Source organism: Tamlana sedimenti (assembly GCF_038148895.1).
In the GTDB taxonomy this organism is placed as follows: domain Bacteria; phylum Bacteroidota; class Bacteroidia; order Flavobacteriales; family Flavobacteriaceae; genus Tamlana.
Map to the genome: position 1 here is coordinate 418,306 of NZ_JBBVGQ010000001.1, position 24,465 is coordinate 442,770.

At 36.0% G+C, this 24,465-nt stretch carries 23 protein-coding genes; 11 read left to right on the top strand and 12 right to left on the bottom strand.

Annotated elements, in window-relative coordinates:
• Positions 1-18: 18 nt before the first annotated feature.
• Both pckA and WJN01_RS01850 read right to left on the bottom strand, forming a co-directional pair.
• Positions 19-1,635, bottom strand: coding sequence for a phosphoenolpyruvate carboxykinase (ATP) (gene pckA / locus WJN01_RS01845; RefSeq protein WP_445195456.1), 1,617 nt, complete (start codon positions 1,633-1,635; stop codon positions 19-21).
• A gap of 60 nt (positions 1,636-1,695) precedes the next feature.
• The gene (locus WJN01_RS01850; RefSeq protein WP_445195457.1) at positions 1,696-2,088 is read right to left on the bottom strand and encodes a DUF423 domain-containing protein; all 393 of its coding nucleotides are present in this window, start codon (positions 2,086-2,088) and stop codon (positions 1,696-1,698) included.
• A gap of 107 nt (positions 2,089-2,195) precedes the next feature.
• On the opposite strand from WJN01_RS01850, the gene WJN01_RS01855 reads away from it, so the two are divergent.
• Positions 2,196-3,560 carry a saccharopine dehydrogenase family protein gene (locus WJN01_RS01855; protein ID WP_445195458.1) on the top strand — a complete coding sequence of 455 codons (1,365 nt, stop codon included), beginning with the start codon at positions 2,196-2,198 and terminating at the stop codon, positions 3,558-3,560.
• A gap of 80 nt (positions 3,561-3,640) precedes the next feature.
• Positions 3,641-4,111 (top strand): Lrp/AsnC family transcriptional regulator, encoded by a 471-nt coding sequence (locus WJN01_RS01860; protein WP_445195459.1) that lies wholly within the window; start codon positions 3,641-3,643, stop codon positions 4,109-4,111.
• 80 nt (positions 4,112-4,191) lie between these two features.
• Here the strand turns inward: WJN01_RS01860 and WJN01_RS01865 are convergent, their stop codons facing one another.
• Complete coding sequence (locus WJN01_RS01865) at positions 4,192-5,736, bottom strand: glycine--tRNA ligase (protein ID WP_445195460.1); 1,545 nt, start codon at positions 5,734-5,736, stop codon at positions 4,192-4,194.
• A 103-nt stretch (positions 5,737-5,839) separates the two neighbouring features.
• Between WJN01_RS01865 and WJN01_RS01870 the strand changes: the two genes are divergently transcribed.
• Complete coding sequence (locus WJN01_RS01870; protein ID WP_445195461.1) at positions 5,840-6,517, top strand: ComF family protein; 678 nt, start codon at positions 5,840-5,842, stop codon at positions 6,515-6,517.
• 191 nt (positions 6,518-6,708) lie between these two features.
• Positions 6,709-8,310, top strand: a complete 1,602-nt coding sequence (locus WJN01_RS01875) for an Ig-like domain-containing domain (RefSeq protein ID WP_445195462.1) — start codon at positions 6,709-6,711, stop codon at positions 8,308-8,310.
• Here WJN01_RS01875 and WJN01_RS01880 read toward each other — a convergent pair.
• The 6 genes from WJN01_RS01880 to ald all read right to left on the bottom strand — a co-directional run bounded on the left by WJN01_RS01880 (position 8,303) and on the right by ald (position 14,104).
• Complete coding sequence (locus tag WJN01_RS01880) at positions 8,303-9,082, bottom strand: amidohydrolase (RefSeq protein WP_445195463.1); 780 nt, start codon at positions 9,080-9,082, stop codon at positions 8,303-8,305. The two genes, WJN01_RS01875 and WJN01_RS01880, sit on opposite strands and share 8 nt — an antisense overlap.
• Positions 9,083-9,092: 10 nt before the next feature.
• Positions 9,093-9,560: a hypothetical protein gene (locus tag WJN01_RS01885; RefSeq protein ID WP_445195464.1), complete on the bottom strand. Its 468-nt coding sequence runs from the start codon at positions 9,558-9,560 to the stop codon at positions 9,093-9,095.
• Positions 9,561-9,618: 58 nt separating this feature from the next.
• On the bottom strand, positions 9,619-10,764 hold the full coding sequence (locus WJN01_RS01890) for a methionine aminotransferase (protein WP_445195465.1): 1,146 nt from the start codon (positions 10,762-10,764) through the stop codon (positions 9,619-9,621).
• Positions 10,765-10,774: 10 nt separating this feature from the next.
• A complete protein-coding gene (gene lhgD / locus WJN01_RS01895; RefSeq protein ID WP_445195466.1) occupies positions 10,775-12,001 on the bottom strand; it encodes an L-2-hydroxyglutarate dehydrogenase in 1,227 nt (408 codons plus the stop codon).
• 124 nt (positions 12,002-12,125) lie between these two features.
• Positions 12,126-12,821, bottom strand: coding sequence for a zinc metallopeptidase (locus WJN01_RS01900; protein ID WP_445195467.1), 696 nt, complete (start codon positions 12,819-12,821; stop codon positions 12,126-12,128).
• A 182-nt stretch (positions 12,822-13,003) separates the two neighbouring features.
• Positions 13,004-14,104, bottom strand: a complete 1,101-nt coding sequence (ald, locus tag WJN01_RS01905; protein WP_445195468.1) for an alanine dehydrogenase — start codon at positions 14,102-14,104, stop codon at positions 13,004-13,006.
• A gap of 272 nt (positions 14,105-14,376) precedes the next feature.
• Between ald and WJN01_RS01910 the strand changes: the two genes are divergently transcribed.
• The 3 genes from WJN01_RS01910 (at position 14,377) to WJN01_RS01920 (ending at position 17,205) form a co-directional block, all read left to right on the top strand.
• Positions 14,377-15,684, top strand: a complete 1,308-nt coding sequence (locus WJN01_RS01910) for a glycosyltransferase family 39 protein (RefSeq protein WP_445195469.1) — start codon at positions 14,377-14,379, stop codon at positions 15,682-15,684.
• A gap of 61 nt (positions 15,685-15,745) precedes the next feature.
• Positions 15,746-16,462, top strand: coding sequence for a glycosyltransferase family 2 protein (locus tag WJN01_RS01915; protein WP_445195470.1), 717 nt, complete (start codon positions 15,746-15,748; stop codon positions 16,460-16,462).
• Complete coding sequence (locus WJN01_RS01920; protein ID WP_445195471.1) at positions 16,462-17,205, top strand: class I SAM-dependent methyltransferase; 744 nt, start codon at positions 16,462-16,464, stop codon at positions 17,203-17,205. The genes WJN01_RS01915 and WJN01_RS01920 overlap by 1 nt, the downstream gene beginning before the upstream one ends.
• 9 nt (positions 17,206-17,214) lie before the next feature.
• Here the strand turns inward: WJN01_RS01920 and WJN01_RS01925 are convergent, their stop codons facing one another.
• Positions 17,215-17,478 carry a SemiSWEET family sugar transporter gene (locus tag WJN01_RS01925; protein WP_445195472.1) on the bottom strand — a complete coding sequence of 88 codons (264 nt, stop codon included), beginning with the start codon at positions 17,476-17,478 and terminating at the stop codon, positions 17,215-17,217.
• Positions 17,471-20,485: a leucine--tRNA ligase gene (locus tag WJN01_RS01930; RefSeq protein WP_445195473.1), complete on the bottom strand. Its 3,015-nt coding sequence runs from the start codon at positions 20,483-20,485 to the stop codon at positions 17,471-17,473. Before WJN01_RS01930 ends, WJN01_RS01925 begins: the two co-directional genes overlap by 8 nt.
• A gap of 172 nt (positions 20,486-20,657) precedes the next feature.
• On the opposite strand from WJN01_RS01930, the gene WJN01_RS01935 reads away from it, so the two are divergent.
• The 4 genes from WJN01_RS01935 (at position 20,658) to WJN01_RS01950 (ending at position 23,303) form a co-directional block, all read left to right on the top strand.
• Complete coding sequence (locus WJN01_RS01935) at positions 20,658-21,575, top strand: DMT family transporter (RefSeq protein ID WP_445195474.1); 918 nt, start codon at positions 20,658-20,660, stop codon at positions 21,573-21,575.
• A gap of 82 nt (positions 21,576-21,657) precedes the next feature.
• Complete coding sequence (locus WJN01_RS01940; protein ID WP_445195475.1) at positions 21,658-22,536, top strand: cell division protein FtsX; 879 nt, start codon at positions 21,658-21,660, stop codon at positions 22,534-22,536.
• 24 nt (positions 22,537-22,560) lie between these two features.
• Positions 22,561-22,938, top strand: coding sequence for a hypothetical protein (locus WJN01_RS01945; RefSeq protein WP_445195476.1), 378 nt, complete (start codon positions 22,561-22,563; stop codon positions 22,936-22,938).
• Between the two features lie 113 nt (positions 22,939-23,051).
• Complete coding sequence (locus tag WJN01_RS01950) at positions 23,052-23,303, top strand: DUF3098 domain-containing protein (RefSeq protein ID WP_445195477.1); 252 nt, start codon at positions 23,052-23,054, stop codon at positions 23,301-23,303.
• Here the strand turns inward: WJN01_RS01950 and WJN01_RS01955 are convergent, their stop codons facing one another.
• Positions 23,304-24,431 carry a glycerate kinase gene (locus WJN01_RS01955; protein ID WP_445195478.1) on the bottom strand — a complete coding sequence of 376 codons (1,128 nt, stop codon included), beginning with the start codon at positions 24,429-24,431 and terminating at the stop codon, positions 23,304-23,306.
• Positions 24,432-24,465: the final 34 nt, after the last annotated feature.

Below are 24,465 nucleotides of genomic sequence, written 5' to 3' on the forward strand. Positions count from 1 at the left end.
TCTTGTTTAAATTCAGATTTAAAACGCATAACGCTGTGGACCACCACGTCTGATCTCCTCACTGCAATGGGCTTCAAACTTTTTGAAATTATGCCTAAATGCATTGGTTAACTTAAATGCCATGGTGTAATAGGCTTCGTCGTCGTTCCAAGTAGCCCTGGGGCTTAAAACGCTTGTTGGCACACCTGGGCAAGTTCTAGGTTGCGCCACCCCAAACACCGAGTGGATATGATAATCGTCGTAATTATACAATCCTAAATCACCATTCAAAACAGCATTTATCATGGCTCTAGTATATTTCAGCTTCATTCTAGTGCCAACACCATAAGGACCTCCCGTCCAACCCGTATTTACCAACCAAACATTTACCCTTGCCTCAATCATTTTTTTGCTTAGCATTTCTGCATATTTTGAAGGATGCAACGGCATAAAAGGCGCACCGAAACATGCAGAAAATGATGGAACAGGCTCTACAACACCGGCCTCTGTGCCAGCAACTTTAGCAGTATAACCAGATATAAAATGGTATGCAGCCTGACTTGGGGTTAATTTTGAAATTGGTGGTATCACCCCAAAGGCATCTGCGGTTAAAAAGAATATATTTTTCGGGTTTTTCCCTATGGATGGAATCCTGATATTTTCAATATGGTGAATGGGATAACTCACCCTGGTGTTTTGGGTAATTGACGTATCAGCAAAATCCACATTGCCATTTTGATCTAAAACCACATTTTCAAGAATTGCTCCTTTTTTTATGGCATCATAAATTTCAGGTTCATTTTCTCTTGAAAGGTTTATAACCTTGGCATAGCAGCCTCCTTCAAAATTAAATACAGAATTCTCTGATGTCCAGCCATGCTCATCATCCCCAATTAAACTTCTATTGGGGTCCGTTGAAAGCGTTGTCTTTCCTGTTCCTGAAAGACCGAAAAATATAGCTGTATCACCCTTTTTACCGACATTGGCACTGCAATGCATGGGCAATGTGTTCTTTTCAACTGGTAAAATAAAATTCAACGCCGAAAAGATTCCTTTTTTAATTTCACCTGTATAGCCTGTACCTCCAATCAATGCAATTTTTTTTGTGAAATTTAAAATGGCAAAGTTGTGTTGCCGGGTTCCATCTTCATCTGCATTCGCCATAAAACCTGGTGCATTTACAACAATCCACTCAGCTTCAAACCGCTTTATGTCTTCTTCAACTGGACGCAAAAACATGTTGTATGCAAATTGATTGCTCCATGGGTATTCATTAATTACCCTAATGTTCAGTTTATAATTTTCATCGGCACAAGCATAACAATCCCGCACAAAAACTTCTTTGTTAGATAAATACTTAACCACCTTGTCGTAAAGCGCATCAAAGGTATTTGGATCAAACGGAATGTTTATGTTTCCCCACCAAATCTTGTCTTTTGTAATATCATCTTTAACGATAAATCTATCTTGTGGCGACCGTCCTGTAAACTCACCCGTATTTATGGCCAAAGCCCCTGATGAGGCTTCAACGCCCTGCCCTTTTTCAATGGTGATATGATGAAGCTCGTCTGGCGACAATTGATACCTTACCGTTGCATTTTTAATACCGTAATTCTCCAACGAAATCGTTTTCGTAACTTGTTTTTTATTTGCCATGTTTTAATTTAAAAATGGTTACTCATTAAATTCTATTGATTTTGTTTGTTTCGATTTTATTTAATCTTTGGACTTAAGCTTCAGCAGATTTAAGATTAAAAGGCACCAAGCTGCTATAATACACAACCCGCCGATGGGCGTAATAAACCCGATGCTTTTAAAATCGAAAGCCGTTAACGTGTTGGTCGCCAACCCATAAATAGAACCAGAAAATAATATAATGCCTACTAAAGTTAAATAAAATAAGCTGTTTTTGGACTTTTTATCTATAAACGACATACTGCCTACAAACAATAAAAAAAGTGCATGGTACATTTGGTAACGCACCCCTATTTCAAAAGACTGTTGGGCTTCTATCGAAATTAATTCCTTTAAGGCATGTGAACCAAAAGCACCTAAAATAACTCCGGTAGCACCTAAAATTGCCGCTGCCAATAAGATATTTCTATTCATTGCAAATAAATTATTCTCAATAAAAACATATATTGATTATTAATTTCGCAAAAATAAATATTATTTTAGCACTTAGCTAAAAAAAGCAAAATTAATTCGAAATTTATATGCGTCACGTTTTGGTTATTGGTTCTGGGAAATCTTCTTCATATCTATTAAAGTATTTAATGGATAAATCGGAAGAAGAACAACTTTTCATAACGGTTGCAGACCTAGAAATAGAAAATGCAAAAAAACTCGTCGGTAACCACAAAAATTTTAAAACAATGGTTTTTGATGTTTTTGATGCATCTTCGAGGGCTAAAGCTATTGAAAATGCCGATATCGTTATATCAATGTTACCCGCTCGATTTCATATTGAAGTAGCCAAAGATTGCATTCGTTTTGGCAAAAATATGGTCACCGCCTCATACATAAGTCAAGAAATGCAAGCCTTAAACAAGGAAGCTAAAAGTAAAGGACTCATTTTAATGAATGAAATAGGTGTAGATCCGGGCATTGACCACATGAGCGCAATGCAAGTTCTTGATCGTATTCGACATGATGGTGGAAAAATAATTTTGTTTGAATCTTTCACCGGAGGTTTAGTAGCACCTGAAAGCGACAACAATTTATGGAATTATAAATTTACATGGAACCCTAGAAATGTGGTCACCGCAGGACAAGGTGGTGTTGCCAAATTTTTACAGGAAGGCACTTATAAATACATTCCATATAACAGGCTTTTTAGGCGTACCGAGTTTTTGGATATTGACGGTTTTGGCCGTTTTGAAGTCTATGCTAATAGGGATTCACTTAAGTACCAAAGCGCTTACGGACTTGATAACATAAAGACTCTTTATCGAGGTACGATGCGTCGTGTAGGATTTAGTAGAGCCTGGAATATTTTTGTAGCCCTCGGAATGACCGATGACGGTTATGTTATGGAAAACAGTGAGCATATGAGCTATCGGGATTTTATTAATGCCTTTTTGCCTTATAGCCCATCAGATTCAGTTGAGCTAAAATTAAGGCATCAGCTTAGAATAGACCAAGACGATATTGTTTGGGATAAACTAATGGAGCTTGATATTTTTAATCCGAACAAAGCTGTGAACCTTAAAAACGCAACCCCTGCGCAAATTCTTCAAAAAATACTTATGGACAGTTGGACGCTTTCTTCAAAGGACAAAGATATGATTGTAATGTACCACAAATTTGGCTACGAATTAGATGGCAAAAAACACCAAATTGACGCCAATTTGGTCGTGCTTGGTGAAGACCAAACCTATACCGCAATGGCCAAGACTGTTGGCTTGCCTGTTGCCATGGCAACCATAGCTATTTTAAACGGAAAAATAAAAACTCCAGGGGTTCAAATGCCCATTAACAAAGAGGTTTACCAACCCATTTTACAAGAACTTAAAGAACACGGCATTTCATTTAACGAAAAAGAAGTGCTATATTTAGGTTACAATCCTTTGAACAGTTAGTTAACGGATACTTGCAAATCTTTTGCCTTACAAATTAAAAGTAAATATGTACATTTATGTTTTAATTTTCAACAAGCTATATGGCAAAAAAAACCAAAACCTTTACTATTGACGGTATTGACAAAAAAATACTTCGGGCTTTAACCGATGATGCCCGCACACCCATTTTGGAAATTGCCAGAAATGTTGGCATCTCAGGGGCGGCCATTCACCAACGTTTGCGTAAACTGGAAAAATCCAAACTCATTGCAGGCTCAAAATTTATTCTTAATCCTGAAGTCTTGGGGTATTCTACCTTGGCTTTTGTTGGGATTTATTTGGATAAAGCAGCCAATACGGATGACGTGGTTAGAAGCCTTAAACGCATTCCAGAAGTTCTTGAATGCCACTACACTACCGGAAATTACAGCCTTTTTATAAAACTAATCAGTTTGAACAACGCACATTTAATGCATTTGCTGCACAAAAACATTCAAACCATTCCTGGTGTTCAAAGAACGGAATCGCTTATTTCGTTGGACCAACAAATTGACCGACAAATACATATTTAACAAAAAAACCAAGCTTTGCTTGGTTTTTTTGTTAAATATTCTGAGATGCTGAAACAAGTTCAGCATGACATATCGTGATGTTATTTCATCTTCATCAACCAATTACGCACATCAACATCTTGTTTTATAATATTTCGCAAATCTTGAATTTTTACACGTTCTTGCTCCATGGAATCCCTGTGGCGAATGGTAACAGTATCATCTTCTAAAGTATCATGATCTATAGTAATACAAAATGGCGTTCCGTTGGCATCTTGCCTTCTGTAACGTCTTCCTACGGCATCCTTTTCATCATAATCAACGTTGAAATCCCATTTTAAATCTTCAACAATTTGTCTGGCAACTTCTGGTAAACCATCTTTTTTAACCAATGGTAAAACCGCTGCTTTTACTGGTGCCAAAACACTTGGCAACTTCAACACGGTTCTGGTTGTGCCGTTTTCCAATTCTTCCTCTTGCAGGGAATTTGAAAACACGGCCAAAAACATTCTATCCAATCCAATTGAAGTTTCCAGTACATAAGGTACATAGCTTTTATTTTCTTCAGGGTCAAAATATTGTAATTTTTTTCCCGAGTATTTTTCGTGTTGGCTTAAATCAAAATCGGTCCTTGAATGGATACCTTCAAGCTCTTTGAATCCGAATGGAAATTTAAATTCAATATCGGCAGCAGCATCAGCATAATGCGCTAATTTTTCATGGTCGTGAAAACGGTAATTGTCTTCTCCCATACCCAAACTTAAATGCCATTTTAGTCGGGTTTCTTTCCAATGCTCATACCACTCTTGTTGTGTGCCCGGCTTAATGAAAAACTGCATTTCCATTTGCTCAAACTCGCGCATTCTAAAAATGAATTGTCTAGCAACAATTTCATTTCTAAAGGCTTTGCCAGTTTGGGCTATCCCAAAAGGAATTTTCAATCGACTTGTTTTTTGAACATTCAAAAAGTTTACAAAAATGCCTTGAGCCGTTTCGGGTCTCAAATACAAATCCATGGCATTTTCGGCTGAAGCACCCAATTTGGTACCGAACATTAAATTGAATTGCTTTACATCGGTCCAATTTTTACTACCAGTTAATGGATCTGCAATTTCCAATTCTTCAATCAGTGCTTTTACATCAGCTAAATCTTCATTTTCCAAAGATTTTGCCATGCGCGAAAGCGTAGTGTTTATCTTTTCTTGATATTCTACTACACGCTGGTTTGTAGACAAAAATTGGTCTTTATCAAAAGCATCCCCAAAACGCTTTTCCGCTTTAGCTACTTCTTTGTCTATCTTGGCCTCTATCTTGGCGCAGTATTCTTCTATTAAAACATCAGCACGGTAACGTTTTTTGGAGTCTTTATTATCAATCAAAGGGTCGTTAAAGGCATCAACATGCCCCGAAGCCTTCCATGTTGTTGGGTGCATGAAAATTGCGGCATCAATTCCCACAATATTTTCATTCATCTGCACCATGGCTTTCCACCAATAGTCGCGTATGTTTTTCTTTAGTTCAGCCCCATTTTGTGCGTAGTCGTAAACTGCACTTAATCCATCGTATATTTCGCTACTTTGGAATACGTAACCATACTCCTTTGCGTGAGAGATTACTTTTTTAAATTGATCGTCTTGATTTGCCATGCTGCAAAAATAAAAAACCGCTTTAAACTAATGGCTTTTTAGTGAAAAATAAGTGCTGCATTTATTTTTTATTTAAGTTTACCCTGCCAGAGTTTAAAATGAAATGTTTAGGTCAGTCATCAATTTATTTTTTCCGAAAGTCTGTTATGCTTGTCAAAATCTGTTAAACGATAACGAGTATGCCATCTGTATGGATTGTCGACATGATTTGCCTGTTACCAACTTTCATTTTGATGGCAGCGATGCCGTTGAAAAAGTACTGTATGGACGAGCCAAAATTGAGCACGGTACAGCACTTTTTAGGTTTGAAAAAAAAGGGAAAGTACAGCAACTTATCCATAATTTAAAGTATCGGAGTTACGAAAAAATAGGCTCTTTTCTCGGCGATTGGCTTGGTGGCGAATTAAAAACAGTTGAGGATTATCAAAACATTGATGTGGTTATTCCCGTTCCGTTGCACAAAAAAAAATTGAAGAAACGTGGTTACAACCAAGTAGCCAAGTTTGGGCAACAAATTGCCACCGCTTTAAATGCAGAATATAAAGATGACGTTTTGATAAAAGTAACTAACACCAAATCGCAAACCATAAAAAGCCGGTTTGCCCGTTGGAACAAGAGCAACGAGTTGTTTGCCATAAATAATACCCAAAGCATAAAAAACAAACACATTTTATTGGTGGACGATTTAATCACTACTGGCGCCACTTTAGAAGCCTGCATAAGCGTTCTTAACCAAGCCGAAAACATAAAAATTAGCATTGCAACGATGGCAATAGCTTAAACACTTGCCCGTTATATCTCTAAAAATACGTAGGTTTCTTCAGCAAGAACTGAAATTTTGTTCAAAAAAATGCAAAATTTCATTTCACTTTAGTAACCGCTTCGCTAGTGCAAAAATTTTTTTATTCTGTTTTTTTGTGAATTTCAGAACTAAAAAATTCATGTACTTTTGTTAAAAATTTAAAATTGTTGATGAACAAGACCCTTTCAAATTTTATTTTGGCCATTTTTATAGGTCTTATTTTTGTTAATTGTGCCAATCGAGGCCGACCAGAAGGAGGTCCAAAAGACGAAACCCCACCTAAGGTTATAAAGTCTATTCCCGAAAACTATTCCATCAATTTTAAAGCTGATGAAATTGAAATTCATTTTGATGAGTACATCAAAATCAAAGACCTTCAAAAGCAATTGATTATTTCACCTCCCATGAACACCCAACCAAATATTACACCGTTGGGAAACGCAAGTAAATACATCACCATAAAAATTTTCGATACCCTACAGCCTAACACCACGTATGCTTTTAATTTTGGTAATAGCATTACAGACAATAACGAGGGTAACCCCTATCCATTTTACCGCTACGTATTTTCTACAGGAGATTATATTGATTCGTTAACTGTAAAAGGAAACATTGTTGATGCCCTTTTAAAACAACCAGAAACTTTTGTAAACGTTGCTCTTTATGAAGTGGATTCAACTTATACTGACTCTATAATTTATAAAGAAAAGCCTAAATATATAACCAATACGCTTGACAGTTTAACCACTTTTTCCATTGAAAACATTAAAGCTGGAACCTACAAACTCATTGCGCTAAAAGATAACAATGGCGACAATAAATTTCAGCAGAAGGTTGACCAAATTGCATTTCACGAAGGGTTTATAGAAGTGCCTTCAGATAGCAGTTACACCCTGAAATTGTTTAAGGAAAATTTGGACTTTAACGCTACTAGGCCCAAATTGATAACTGGAGAAAAAATTGCTTTTGGCTATGAAGGCAGTTATGAAGATATGAAAATAAAAATCCTTTCTGAAACACCAGAGGATTTTACATACCGCATTACCAAGGATGAAAAAACCGATTCGTTGATGTATTGGTACAAGCCGAGATTACAGGTAGATTCGCTTAATTTTAATGTGTCACACCTCAACTTTGAAAAAGATTTTACGGTTAAAATTAGCGAACAAAAACGAGACTCCCTGACCATAAAAATACTTCCTTCAAGCAATATTGGCATTGATGAAAACCTTAAAATAATTGGCAGTACACCATTTATAAAATTCGATAGGTCGAAGATTTCAATCATGGACAAAGATTCGACATTTGTAGATTTTAATTCATCTTTTGATAGCATCACCAATACCTATGCGTTAAGTTTTGATAAAACAGAGGAGAATGCTTACAAGATTCAAATGCTCCCGGAAGCTTTTGTAGGCTTTTTTGATAAGACAAACGACACCATAAATGTTTCTTTAAGAACCCAAAAAGCATCGGACTTTGGTTATGTAAGATTTACTTTGGTTAATGCTAAATATCCACTCATAATTCAATTAACTGACAAAAGTGGCAAAGTTCAAAATGAAACCTATGCCAATGAAGAAGGCCCAATTGATTTTTTAAATTTAAGTCCGGGCACATATTCCATTAGGGTAATCCACGATACCAACGGCAACAAAAAATTTGATACGGGCAATTATTTGAAAAAAATGCAACCTGAAAAGGCAAGTTATTTTCAGGATGTTGAAATTAGAGCAGACTGGGGAATTCAAGAAACCCTTCAGTTTAATTAATCTTGAAACTGTCTATATCGTTTAAGAATTTTAGTTTATTCCTATAAGCTTCAATATGCCTTTGCTCAAGTGTTGCTATTTTGATGCCATCTTCAAAAGGTTTAAAATTGGCTATTGAATTTCCCAAAACATCGTAGGCTCCGGAATGGCCTGAATATTCAATATTTATTCCATCAATGCCAACCCTGTTCACACCAATGCAATAGCACATATTTTCAATGGCCCTTGCCTGCAATAAAGTATCCCAAGCATTTATGCGCGGTTTTGGCCAATTGGCCACATAGATTAAAACATCATAATCTTCAACATTTCTTGCCCACACCGGAAAACGCAAATCGTAACAAACCATTGGGCAGATTTTCCAGCCTTTATAATCAATAATCACTTTATCTGAACCTGCAGTAAAGGTCTTTTCCTCTCCTGCCAAAGTAAACGTATGGCGCTTGTTATAAAATGATACTTTCCCTGATGGTTCTACAAAAAGAAAGCGGTTATAAAATTTGCCTTCCTCTGAAATGATAATGCTCCCTGAAATTGCAGCGTTCGTTTGGGAAGCTAGTTCTTTCATCCAAGCAATAGTTTCACCTTGCATGGATTCCGCAACCTTATCGGCATTCATGGTAAAACCCGTGGTGAACATTTCAGGTAGAACAATAACATCAACATATTCTGTAATGCTTTGAATCTTTTTTGAAAAGTTTTCCCTGTTTTTTTCTGGGTTTTCCCAAACTAAATCCGATTGGATTAACGCTATTTTGATCTGGCTTTGCACTTTTAATATGTTATAATTTCTTTTTAGCCTTCTCACTTTGGGCTTTAAACTTATCAATTTTTTCAAGCCATTTTTCTTCATCTTCAGGAGACAATTTACCTTTCTTTTTCAATTTATCGTAATTTTTTTGAGCTGACCCATATTTTTTGGTTGATTTTTGAAAATCAGATTGCGCTTTTTTCTTCTTCTTTAATGCCTTTTCAGCCTTTTTTTGTTTCTTTTCTGCACTTTTTTGGCTTTTCTCAGCCATTTTTAATCTTTTTTCAACTTTTTCAGCTTCTTTAATTTGGCCTCTCTTTACAATTGCAGCATGATTGATTTTTTCTTTCAATTCAACTGATAAATCATCGGTGGCATCTATTCCATTCTTAAGGATGCGTTCATCTTTTACCTCATAGTTAATACCATCAACAGATACTTCTTGGGCACAAATCGTGAAACCTAAACCCCCAAATAACAATATCATTAAAAATCTCATAATCGTAATTTTAAAAGTTAAACTTGTCATTTAGACACTAAAAGATATAAAAAGTAACTTATATTTTATTTAGAATTTCGGCCGCTTTTTTTAGGGTATCTTCCGTTTTCGCAAAACAAAACCGCAGCACTTTATTATCTAGATTATTTGTATTGAAAACCGACATAGGGATGGACGCTAGCCCATTTTCAATGGTCAATCTTTTGGCATAATCCACATCGTACTCTTCGGTGATTTCAGAATAATCCAAAACCTGAAAATACGATCCTTTTGAAGGTGTAAATTTAAATCTTGATTCTTTTATTAAACTTAAAAACAAATCCCTTTTTTCTTGATAAAACTGTGGCAAATGCAAGTAATGATTGGGTTCTTGCATATATTCGGCAATACCTTTTTGGGTGGGATGGTGAATACAAAACACATTAAACTGGTGCACTTTTAAGAATTCGTCAATCAACTCCTTTGGTCCACAACAATAACCTACACGCCAACCTGTGTTGTGAAAGGTTTTACAAAACGATGACACCACAAAACCTCTGGCTTTTAAACCTGGAAACAGACAGGCACTTTGGTGCTTTTCCCCATCGTAAATCATGTGCTCGTATACCTCATCGCTCAACACAATAATATTTGTGTTTTTTGTGAGCTCTTCAAGTTGCAACATGTCAGACTTTGAAAAAATTGTCCCTGATGGATTGTGGGGCGAATTAATGATTATCATTTTGGTGCGCTCATTAATTTTCGCTTTCACCATGTTCCAATCCACCTTAAAATTGTTAGAAGCATCCAATTGAATAGGCACAGAAATTCCGCCATTTAGCTCCACATTAGGTTCGTAACTGTCATAGGCTGGTTTAAAAACAATGACCTCGTCACCAGATTTTACAAATGTTGAAATAATGGTGAAAATGGCTTGAGTTGCACCAGCTGTAACTACAATTTCGGTTTCAGGGTGGTAACTTTCATTATAAACCAATTCGGTTTTTTTAGCAATCGCTTCACGAAGCTCTAAATTTCCACGCATCGGCGCATAATGGTTATATCCCGAATTCATGGCTTTACTCACCAAATCGATTAGTTTTTGGTCACTTTTAAAATTAGGAAAGCCTTGTGATAAATTAATGGCATTGTGCTTTGCTGCCAAAGCGCTCATAATTGAAAATATAGTGGTTCCAACATGTGGAAGTTTAGACGAATGTTGCATACTTGTAAAGTTATGAATCTAAAACGAAACGTTCAGTCGCCATTTCACTAATTCTATCGCCAATAGCCAGACATGCTGTTGCCGCAGGCGATGGAGCGTTTAAAACATGTATGCTCCTTTCTTTATATTCAATCCTAAAATCGTCTTGCATCTTGCCGTCTTCTTTTAGCAGCATCGCGCGGACCCCTGCTCTTCCGGGTTCAATATCCTCCATAGTTAAAGACGGAATTAAACGCTGCAAGGTTTTTAGAAATAGTTTTTTTGAAAATGCCCGTCGATATTCATTAATAGCAAATTTGGTGTGGTTAAATAACAGGTTCCATGTTCCGGAATAAGATAGCGCATCCAACGTGTCTTTTATGTTGAAATCGGTTTTATTGTACCCTTCTCTTTTAAACGTTAAAACCGCATTCGGACCACATTCCACATCGCCATTAACCATCCGCGTGAAATGAACACCAAGAAATGGAAATGCAGGATTCGGCATTGGATAAATTAAGTTTTTAACCTTTACTTTGGCTTGTTCCGTTAAATTATAATAATCGCCCCGAAAACCGACCACTTTTTCTTTGAGTTTTACATTGTCTTTTTTCGCCAGCCTATCGGCTTGCAACCCACCACAAAAAATGACATGCTTTGTTTTGTACTTATTTTTTGATGTTATTATCGTGCTTGTTTCAGCTTCATGGACGCAATCCACAACCTTTTCACTTAAGACAATTTTGCTTTTTGATTGTTTGGCTAAAACCAATTCCGCTAATTTCTCGGTGGTTCCTCTAAAATCAACTATGCCTGTACATGGCACCCAAATGCCTCCAATGCTGTTTACAAAAGGCTCAATTTCTTTTAACTGACTGGCATTAATTTTTTCAATGCCTTCAGTATTGTTTGCCAAACCGTTTTGAAAAATTTTGTCCATAAAGGGCAATTCAGACTCCTCAACTGCCGCCACAACCTTGCCACAAACGTCGTGTTTAATACCGTATTCCCTTGCAAACTTTACCAATTGCTTTCGGCCATCAACACAGTTTTTTGCTTTGGCAGAACCTGGTTTATAGTATAATCCAGAGTGTATAACCCCAGAATTATTGCCCGTTTGGTGTGCGGCCAATTCATTTTCTTTTTCAATGAGCAACAAGTGTAAATGCGGATATTTCAGCTGAAGTTTATAAGCCGTTGCAGCACCCACAATGCCTCCGCCAACAATAGTAATATCATATAATTTTTGTGCTTTCAAAAAAGACCTTTTTACCTTATGAAGATAAGATTATTTTCTCCTATTTTGAATTATTTAAGCTTAACAAAATGACAAAAAAAAGCCTTGAATCTATTCAAGGCTTTTAATTAAAAGTTTTTCAGATTTAATCCCTGCCACCAAATACTTGAAGCGCCCAGTATAACAAGTTAGCCAAAGCACCTATGGCTGCAACCAAATATGTTCTCGCTGCCCATTTTAAGGCATCCTCGGAACCAGCATATTCCTCTGGCGATACCATGTTTCTATTTTTCAACCATGCCAACGCCCTATTGCTTGCATCATACTCAACAGGAAGCGTAATAAAACTAAATAAAGTAGCAAATCCCATAAATGCCACACCAGCGGCAGCTACCCACCAGCCTAATCCGAGACCAGCAGCTCCACCTAAAATTAAGCCACCAATGATCAACCATTGAGACATTCCGGATGTTATACTAACGATGGGCACTAAGGCCGAGCGCATTTGCAACCATTGATATGCTTTTGCATGTTGAACCGCATGACCACATTCGTGTGCCGCTACAGCAGCAGCAGCTGCATTACGTTGGTTATAGACAGCTTCGCTTAAATTTACTGTTTTATTCTTTGGATTGTAATGATCAGTCAACTGTCCTGGGGTCGAGATAACCTCAACATCGTAGATGCCATTATCTGACAGCATTTTTTCCGCAATTTCTTTACCGCTCATCCCATTACGAAGCTGAACTTTTGAATATTTTTCAAACTTTCGCTTCAATGTATTACTCACCATCCAACTTACGAGTGCAATGGCTCCAATTAATATATAATATCCTAGCATTTGTTTTTCTTTTTTAAAATTTAACTTGAACTAAATATAACAAAAATAACGCCATTTAATCTGGTATGATATTATGTCAGTATTTAAAATTGTGTTAAAATTAACATCCTGATTTCAGGATAATAAAAAAAAACGGAAAACCTTATTGAAGGCATTCCGTTTTTAAAACAGTTTATTTCTTGTTATGCATCGGCAAACTCCATATCAAAGGCTTCGGCTATTTCTTTGTAAACAATTTTACCGTTTACAATGTTTAGACCTTTAGACAAAGATTTGCTGTCTTTGCAAGCTTTCTTCCAGCCATCGTTAGCCAACCTTATAACATAAGGCAACGTTACGTTTGTTAATGCCACGGTTGACGTATAAGGAACAGCCCCCGGCATGTTGGCAACGCTGTAATGAACTACTTCATCAATAATATAGGTTGGGTGCTCATGTGTTGTAGGCTTTGTGGTTTCAAAACATCCGCCTTGATCTACAGCTACATCAACCATAACAGTGCCATGACGCATATCTTTTAGCATATCTCGTGTAATAAGTTTGGGTGCCTTTGCACCTTTAATCAAAACACCGCCGATGATTAAATCGGAATCCTTGATATGCTTTCGTATGTTATATTCACTCGAAAATTCGCTAATAACGTTATTTGGCATGGAATCGCTAACATAACGCAGGGCTTTCATATTGATGTCCATTATAATAACCAAAGCCCCTAATCCTGCGGCCATTTTTGCAGCTTGATAACCCACGACGCCAGCACCTAGAATTAAAACCTTTGCTGGCGGAACTCCCGGAACACCACCCAACAAAATACCACGGCCTTTAATTGGTTTCTCCAAATATTTTGCGCCTTGCTGAATAGACATACGCCCTGCAACCTCCGACATTGGAACCAACAATGGCAACGTTCCATCTTCATCTTCTACAGTTTCGTAGGCAATGCATACAGCGTTACTTTTGATCATGGCATTTGTCAACACCTCACTTGAAGCAAAATGAAAATAAGTAAACACCACTTGGTCCGGTCTAATTAAATCATATTCCTTTTCTATTGGCTCTTTAACTTTTACGATCATTTCTGCAATATCGTAAACCTGCTCAATGGTTTCTAGGATTATAGCTCCAGCTTCAATGTAATCTTCGTCATGAAAACCACTGTTAAACCCGGCATTTTTTTGCACATAAACCTCATGGTTTCTTTTGGTAAGTTCAAAAACACCAGAAGGTGTCATACCCACTCTGTTCTCGTTGTTTTTTATTTCAATAGGAACACCAATTTTCATTTGCTTTATTTTTAGGTTATTTAAAATCAAAGCGCAAAATTAAATTAATTAAATTGAAAATAAACACTATTTAGCTGTTTTAGTTAAAAAATATATATAAAATTTAACATTTTACTAACAATTATATAAAATCGATTAGATTGATAGGATTAACAACATACCGAGTCTAAAAACCTAAAAAAGGACAAAAACACCATAATTCTCCTTATTATTCTGTGGTTATAATAAATAAACTACCTTTGAATAAAACTTAACCTTTTGCATTAAAATTAATGGGTTTTAATTACAGAACAACCTACTATACGCTAATCGTTTTAGCAATTGTTCACTTAATATTCCTTTTTGTAAAAATTTCTTTAGGCGATTTTTTTTTACAGGACTCACATGAATATTATCAATTAGCTGAAAACATAAAGAACCACTTCACCTTTTATTCAGCCGATTTAAATGCACAAATAAATTTTGAAGAATATACCAAAAGACCTCCTTTTTATGGCATTTTTGTTTTGGTCTTTTCATTTTTCTTGAAGAGCAAAACTGCGGTTATCATTGTTCAAAACATCCTGTCATTTTTAGGAATTGTACTAACTCTGAAAATTTTTAAGCATTATTTTAAGCAAGTCAATGTTAAATTATTCGTTACTCTAATAATCATTTCATTAAGTCAATTTATTTATGCAAACTATTTAATGAGTGAAATTTTGCTCCAATTCCTCATCATCCTGCTTTGTTATACTTTTCACAAAACCATTCAGACGAAAAAATTAAAATATGTTTTGTACTCCCAGATCATCATCGTTTTACTTTTTCTAACAAAACCTGTTTTTTATCTATTCATTATTCCCAATGTTTTAATTTGCTTATGGCTAACCAAGAAAATTGTGAAAAAGGCTTATCTATTCTCGTTAATTCCCATTGCTGCATTTTTCATGTATATTTCTTGGAATGCCCAAAGAACAGGGAGCTACGAGTTTTCGAGCATTCAAAACTTAAGTTTAAAAAATTACAATCTAAAATACTTCCACATCAAGAAATACGGTGAAGATTTTGCACAGAAAGTAAATAATGAAATTAGCTCTAAAGCCAATAATACAACCAACTATAAAGAAAGACAAAAAACGATAAAAACAACATGTGTTGATTACATAAAAAAAGACCTTTTTAGCTATGCTTGGCATCATGTAAGAGGAAGTGCCATGATGTTTTTAGACCCTGGCCGGTTTGATTTGTATAATTTTTTCAACTACAAAAATAAAGAAGAGGAAGGCTTTTTAGCACATCTTAACAAAAGTGGCATTGCAGGTGCTTTTCAGTATTTTAAGGAACAACCTTTTTTGATATTAATTTTGCTGCCCTTCATCCTACTTTTCAACATCATTAAAGCTGTTGGTTTTATTTTATTTTGGCTAAAGCAAGAAAACCGTAAATTACCCATTTCTCTTTTCACTTTGTGCATTATAATCTACATTGCAGCTTTAACAGGTCCTTCAGGCGCATCTCGTTTTTTAGTTCCAATTTTGCCAATTTATTGTATGTTTGCCGCACAAGGATTTAACAAAAGGCTAAATGTCTTAAAATAGACTTATAAAACTAATTTTCAGTACTCGAGCATATTCAGCTAAATCAATTCAACATAAATCTGTGAGCCAAAAACTATCTATAATCATACCAACATTTAACGAAGAGCATACAGTTCTTCCTATACTAAACAACATAAAAAAAGTTGAACTTATTGAAAACATTAAAAAAGATGTTATCATTGTTGATGATTGCTCCTCAGACGGTACTCTAAAATCCATTGAAAATTTTAAATCTGAAAACCCAAATTTTCCGCTTAAAGTTGTTCGACACGAAAAAAATCAGGGTAAAGGTGCTGCCATCCATACAGGTATTGCCGAGGCAAATGGCGATTTTATTATTATTCAGGACGCCGATTTAGAATATGACCCTAATGAATACAACCGACTTTTAAAGCCTATTTTGGATGGTTTTGCAGACGTGGTTTATGGGTCAAGGTTTGTTGGTGGATACCCCCACAGAGTACTTTTCTTTTTCCATACCATTGGAAACAAATTATTGACTTTTCTATCCAATCTCTTAACAGGCATCAACATTACCGATATGGAAACGTGTTATAAAGTCTTTAAAAAAGAAATTATTAAATCTGTAACACTGAAAGAAAAACGGTTTGGTTTTGAACCAGAAGTGACGGCCAAAATTTCAAAAATCAAAAATATCCGGATTTACGAAGTTGGTATTTCCTATTACGGGAGAACATACGATGAGGGCAAAAAAATTGGCTGGAAAGATGGTTTTCATGCCATATACTGCATTTTAAGGTATAATCTTTTTAAGTAATGGATCAGAAATTTGAGTTTAAGGAAAATGATGAATTTGGCCTAGAGACTCTGGACACCATTGCCCAAGCCGACAAATTCAATCAATGGATGTACCAAACCATCAAACCTTTTTGCAAAGGAAACATTCTTGAGATTGGTAGCGGTATTGGGAATATTTCAACTTTCTTTATTAAAGACGGTTATCCTATTTTTTTAAGCGATATTAGAGAAAACTATTGCACTAAACTAAACGACAAATTCAACCAACATTCCAATTTTTTGGGCGCTGAGGTTTTAGACTTAACACACCCTGATTTTGACTACAAATACCAACATCATTTGGCTAAGTACGATACCGTTTTCGCCCTCAACGTTGTGGAGCATATAAAAGATGACGTATTGGCCTTAAGAAACTGCTATAAGTTACTGGCAAAAAATGGGTGTGCCATAATTTTAGTGCCTTCGTACCGAACTCTTTTTAACCAATTTGACACTGAACTGGGGCATTACAGGCGCTACACCAAATCTTCACTTTCTAATGTATTTATTAATTCCAATTTAAAAATAATACACAAACAATATTTTAACTTTGTCGGCATTCTGGGCTGGTTTGTAAGTGGTAAAATCTTAAGAAAAAAAACAATTCCGAAAGGGCAAATGCAACTCTACAACACTTTTGTTCCAATAATTAAGATTATTGATAAGTTGATTTTAAACTCAATGGGACTATCTACCGTAATTGTTGGAAAAAAAGAGCATTAATATTCTCAGCTATCTTTTTGTATAGACGATTTTGAAATAAATCAACAAAAAAGCAGATACAATGGTAATGCTATTTGCAAAAATTATGGATGGACTGTTTTTGAGAAACCCATAGATAAGCCAAGTGAAGACACCAACAAAAAACATTAAAAGCATGGGTAGCGATAGAGCAGAAACGTCTTGTGTTTTCCAGGTTTTATATACTTGGGGTAAAAAAGCCGCTGTGGTTAAAACCGCAGCTATAAATCCTGTTATTTCGATGTAATTACCCAACGATGTTTACAATTTTACCGGGCACTACAATTACTTTTTTAGGCGTTCTCCCTTGTAATTGCTCTTGGGTTTTTTCGTTTTCTAGAACAGTTTTTTCAATATCCTCTTTGCTCATGTCTAACGGTAATTCTAACGTGAAACGCATTTTTCCATTGAAAGAAATCGGGTAATTTTTACTGCTTTCCACCAAATGGCTTTCATCAAATTTTGGAAAAGGCGCTGTTGAAATAGATTCACTATTACCTAACTTGCTCCACAATTCCTCGGCTATGTGTGGCGCATACGGTGAAATTAAAATCAATAAGGGTTCTAAAATGCCTTTACTGGTGCATTTTTGAGCTGTTAACTCGTTTACTGCAATCATAAAGGTGGATACCGAAGTATTAAACGAGAAATTCTCGATATCTTCCTGTACTTTTTTAATGGTTTTATGCAGCGTTTTTAAACTGTCTTTGGTTGGTGCCGCATCGGTAACATTTAATCCATTTTCACTAACATATATTTTCCAAAGTTTTTTAAGGAAACTGTGCACACCTGTTATACCAGCAGTATTCCAAGGTTTGTATTGCTCTAAAGGCCCTAAAAACATTTCGTAAAGACGTAAACTATCGGCACCATAATCTTCACAAATTTGGTCTGGATTGACCACATTATATTTGGATTTAGACATTTTTTCGACGTCTCTATGAGTGACATAATCACCATTTTCATCCAAAATAAATTCTGCTTCAGATATAAAACTAAATAAAGGATCTTTTCTAATAGATTCAACATCTAAAATATCGCTTGTGCCTTTTAGGTTATTAAGACTTATTCTAAAGGGAGTAAATGTTCCACTAAATTCTTCACCTACATACTTCACATTAATTCCATGTGATTTATATTCAGCAATTATATCGTCGACAATCTTTTGAGTAACATTATCTAATTCTCCCTCAATCCCTTTGTCATAAGATTCTTTTGGAATAACAAACTTTTTATTCACTATTCCTGCTTTTGCAGCTTTAACTACATCATCCGGATATTCATAAGCAAGACCTGGACCAAAACCATATGCAAAAGCACTCGTACCCAAAATCATCCCTTGGTTAATCAATTTTTTGGCAAATTCGTCGTGGTTTACATAACCTTTATCAAACATAAATTTTTGCCAAAAACGCGAATACAACAAATGCCCTGTGGCATGCTCGCTACCACCAATGTATAAATCTACCTGTTGCCAATAATCAATGGCTTCTTTTGAGAAGATTTCTTGGTCGTTATGCGGGTCCATGTAGCGGTTAAAATATTGGCTACTTCCTGCCCACCCTGGCATGGTATTCAACTCCAACGGGAACACCGTTTTGTTGTCTATTTTATCATTATCAACCACTGTATTAGTTTCGGTACACCACGCCCATTTTGTAGCGTTGCCTAATGGTGGTTCACCCGTTTCGGTTGGGAGATATTTTTCAACTTCTGGTAACTCGATGGGTAAATATTTGATGTCAATCATTTGCGGCATGCCATCTACATAATACACCGGAAATGGCTCGCCCCAATAACGCTGACGGCTAAACACCGCATCGCGCAAACGGTAATTGGTTTTTCCTTGTCCTTGACCTAATTTTTCAAGTTCTTGAATGACTTTTTTAGTGGCTTCTTTATAGCTTAAACCATTTAAAAAGTCGCTATTGGCAATAATGGTTTTTTCTTTATCGGCGAAGGCTTCTTCGCTAATATCAACGCCAGCAAAAATATTTTGGATGGGGATGTTGAAATGCTTTGCAAAATCATAATCACGCTGGTCGCCACAAGGCACACTCATTACAGCGCCTGTACCGTAGCCTGCCAATACGTAATCGCCAATCCAAACCGGAATTGGTTCTTTGGTAAATGGATGCTCAACATAAGCGCCAGTAAACGCACCTGAAATGGTTTTTACATCGGCCATTCTATCGCGCTCACTGCGTTTTGCAGTCGCTTCAATGTAAGCTTCAACTTCAGCTTTTTGTTCTGGAGTTGTTATTTGTAGCACGAGTTCATGCTCTGGAGCCAACGTCATAAAGCTTACTCCGAAAATGGTGTCGGGTCGCGTTGTGAAAACTTCAATTTGAGACCCTTCGACTGCGCTCAGGGTGACATTCGGCATAACGTTAAACTTCACGGAAGCACCAACCGATTTTCCAATCCAATTTCGTTGGCTTTCCTTGAGTGAATCGGTCCAGTCAATGGTTTCTAAACCTTGAAGCAAACGTTCTGCATACGCCGAAATTCGCATACTCCATTGTGTCATTTTTTTGCGTACAACAGGATGCCCACCACGCTCTGAAACGCCGTTTACAATTTCGTCATTCGCTAAAACCGTTCCCAATGCAGGACACCAGTTCACTTCGGTTTCAGCTAGATACGTTAAGCGAAATTGGAGTAATATTTTTTGTTGCTTGACACCATCAAATTTCTTCCAATCTTCAGCAGAAAACATTTCGACATCATCATCACAAGCAGCGTTAACATTTGCATTGCCTTCTACTTCAAAAATTTTAATCAATTCTGAAATATCTTCGGCCTTATCAATTTTGTAATTGTACCACGAGTTGAATAGTTGAATAAAAATCCACTGCGTCCATTTGTAATATTTGGGATCGGAAGTACGAACTTCACGGCTCCAATCAAATGAAAAACCTATTTGGTCTAACTGACGGCGATAAGTTTTTATATTTTCGGCAGTCGTAATGGCAGGATGTTGCCCCGTTTGAATGGCATATTGTTCGGCAGGCAAGCCAAAAGAATCATACCCTTGCGGATGCAATACGTTAAACCCTTGATGGCGCTTGTAGCGTGAATAAATATCACTGGCAATATAACCTAGCGGATGTCCAACATGTAAACCCGCACCACTTGGATAAGGAAACATATCCAAAACATAATATTTTGGTTTATTGCTATTGTTTTCTGCTTTAAACGTTTGGTTTTTTGCCCAATAGTCCTGCCACTTTTTCTCGATTTGATTGAAATCGTATTTCATCTGTTGTATTTCTGCTTTTTTGAAAGCGCAAATTTACGGTTTATATAGAAACTTGAAAGCGTTTGATTGTGTTTAATGACATTCATTATAAAGAAATTGAATATAAACTGGCAATTATAATTTTGTTTGAAAAAGCAATTTGTAATTTCGCATCATAAATAACACATTAAGTTTGTTACAGAACACAACAAGGGCACATTTGGCCTTATTGGCAACCAATATCATTTATGGGGCAAATTATATTATTGCCAAAGGCATTATGCCCAATAAAATTGGTCCTTCTGCATTTATTTTCATTAGACTTTCCTGTTGTGTGTTGTTGTTTTGGACTTTTAAACTATTGTTCGTCAAGGAAAAAGTTGCCAAAAAAGACCTATTAAAACTTGCTCTTTGTGGACTATTTGGAGGCGCTTTAAACCAAATGCTGTTTTTTCATGGCATAAATTTAACATCCCCAATAGATGCTTCAATAATTCAAACCGCGGCACCTGTTTTAGTTTTGATTTTTAGTTTTTTCATTTTAAAGGAACGAATCACCAAAAACAAAATAGTGGGTATTGCATTGGCGGCTTCAGGTGCTATTTTTTTAATTCTTTACGGAAATAAAACGCAGGGCACAAGCTCATTCCTAGGAAACTTATATGTGTTTTTAAATGCCGCTAGTTTTGCTTTATACATGGTCCTTGCAAAAACCTTAATGCAAAAATACAACGCACTTACCGTGATTAGTTACATATTTTTATTCGGATTCATTTATGTTTTTCCTTTTGGCATAAACGACTTTTTGAATACCAATTTTGAAGCTTTTACAACAAGTACCTATTTAACCATTGGTTATGTGGTTTTATTCACGACGTTTTTGGCTTACCTATTTAATATTTATGCACTAAAATATGTAATGCCTTCCGTTGCCAGCAGTTATGTGTATTTACAACCTGTTGTTAGTTTTGTTTTGGTAAGCATCATTGCTTTTCTGTTTGTGCAAAGTGCATATGCCCAAGATATTAGTTTTATTAAAATTCTATGCTGTATTTTGGTTGCAACTGGAGTTTATATTACGGGCAAGCGCGAAAAGAAACCAACCAAATAAAACAATGTAGCAAGTTTAAACGTTGTAATTTTTTAATGAATCAAGTTTTCTTTTATATTTTTACGCCGTTAATCCATAATTTATGAGTTCATCTTTTGAAAAACACCAAAAACGCAGACTGATTTCTTCCTATTTTTCGGTGGTGCTCAGCATAGCTTTGGTTTTGTTTTTATTGGGATTATTGGGTATGCTAGTACTTAATGCCAAAAAGGTATCTGACCATTTTAAGGAACAAGTGGTACTGACCATTTACTTAAAGGATTCTGCCAAAGAAGTTGAAATCAATCAATTGGAAAAAAGTTTAGCCATGGCAGATTATGTAAAATCTACCGAATATGTCTCAAAAGAGCAGGCTGCCGAATTTATGAAAGCTGAAAACGGTGAGGATTTTATGGATTTTGTGGGTTACAATCCGTTACAAAATTCCATTGATGTGCATTTAAAAGCTGATTTTGTTACCTCGGAACAACTCGAGAAAATTTCCGCTGAAGCAACCTCCAAAAACTTTGTGGACGAAGTGACTTACGATAACGACCTTGTAAACCTGATGAATGATAACGTTAAAAAAATCAGTTTTTGGGTTTTGGTGATTAGTGGTATTTTCACTTTAATCGCCGTGCTGCTGATAAACAGTTCCATTAGGCTATCGGTTTACTCAAAACGATTCACTATTAAAACCATGCAAATGGTTGGGGCTACCAAGCAATTTATTCGTCGCCCATTTGTTTGGAAAAGCGTGCGTTTGGGTATTATTGGTGCCGTTTTGGCTTTAATAGGCATGGGCATTGTACTTTATTACGTCAATCAAACATTCCCAGAATTGGGCTTGCTAAACACACCTATTTTAATCGTGCTTTTATTCGCAGTTGTATTTGCCTTAGGTATTGTAATTACTTGGATAAGCACCCATTTTGCAACCCAACGCTTTTTAAATTTAAAAACAGACGAGTTATATTATTAGTGTTTTAGCTAAAATATTTTCAATATGAAACTTTCTAGAATCTTAATTTTATCAGTTATTTTTTCTTTGATTTTAGGTTGTGCCGATGACGACCTGAAAAACACACAAGCACTTATTCGAATTTCGAATGTTAGCACTTTCGATTATAAAAACATAACCGCTATTTCAGCAGATTACGAAAATCTTAATCCTGGTGAAAAATCTGAATACAAACTATTTGAAAAGGCATATCGGTATGGTTTTGTAGAGTTGGAAATCGATGGTGAAATATATACCATTCAACCAATCGATTTCGTAGGCGAAACACCTTTGGAAAAAGGAAAATACACCTATCAAATTGATGCCAACGACTCAACGGAGCAATATGGAAAACTGAGTTTAACACTTATTGAAGAGGAATAACTTCGAAGGAATCTTATACTTTCTAAACGATTCAATAATTTAGAGAGCCGTTAACACCATTGTTTTAAATAAATCTGTTATTTTGCACTAAAATTTTTCAGCAAGGAAAAATCATGGGAGAAAAAAAACGAAAAGAAGAAGCAAAACCGACGTTTGTATTTGGAAAGAAAAACTATAAATTCATGTTTATAGGTCTGGCCGTTATAGCGCTTGGTTTTATTTTGATGGCCGGCGGTGGTAGCGATGACCCCAATGTTTTTAACCCTGAAATTTTTAGTTGGAGACGTATTAGGCTTGCTCCATTGGTAGTACTAGTTGGTTTTGGATTTGAGATTTACGCCATTTTGCTGAATCCGGATAAGTAATTACAAAAGTACTTTCTTGGCAAATTCAGTTGCCATTTTTTTTACATAGTCATAACTGTTTTCCAAAGCATCATTTAAATCTTTGGCGTGCCGTAAAACCCAATCGGCATAATCAATTCCAAAATTTTTGAGTTCTTTTTCGCTTAATTTTAAATCACCGCATAATGCGGCCACTTTAATATTTTTCGCTTTCGTAGAAGTTACCACACCATGAACTGTTTTGCCTGATAAGGTTTGCTTATCTAAAGTGCCTTCACCTGTAATAATCCAATCAGCATTTTTTATTTTTTCGTCAAACTTTACCACTCTTCTAATAAGTTGAATTCCAGGTTGCAACTCTCCATTTAAAAATACTTTTGAAGCTATCCCCATGCCTCCAGCTGCTCCAGCACCTTTTACATTTTGTGGATTAACATTAAAAATTTCTTCTATGATTTTTGAAAGGTGCCTTAACCCAGAATCAAGTATTATTATATCATCAACTGTCGCTCCTTTTTGAGCCGCATAAACAAAAGCCGCTCCATCTTTTCCATATAATGGATTTTCAACATCGCATGCAATTTCAAACGCCACCTCATTTAATTTTGGATGAACGTAAGTCACATCAATAGATTCAATTTTTGCTAAGTTGACACCAATTGGCTTCACCGTTCTTTTATTTTTATCTAAAAACCGATAACCCAAAGCTGTTGCCATGCCAATACCACAATCGTTGGTTGCACTGCCACCAATACCCAAAATAATTTTCCATGCGCCCTTGTTTATGGCATCAACAATCATTTCGCCAGTGCCAAAAGTTGTGGCGTTTTTGCAATCTAATTGCTCTGGTTTCAATAATTTCATTCCAGAAGCTTCTGCCATTTCAATAAAAGCAGTTTTTGACTTTTCGGCATATAAATAAGTGGCAAGCGTAGGATTAAAAAAAGGATTGTTTACTTCAATACGAACCAGCTCACCATTTAGATGATGCTTTAAAACGTCCATTGTGCCGTCACCCCCATCTGCAAGTGGTAATTTTATTAACTCTACATCTGGATTTATAGCATGAATACCTTCCTCAACTGCATTGCAAAAATGCCATCCAGTGAGTGAGTTTTTAAACTTGTCGGGCGCTACAACGATCTTCATCAGTCTAAAATACTTCAATTTCTCAAAGTTTAAG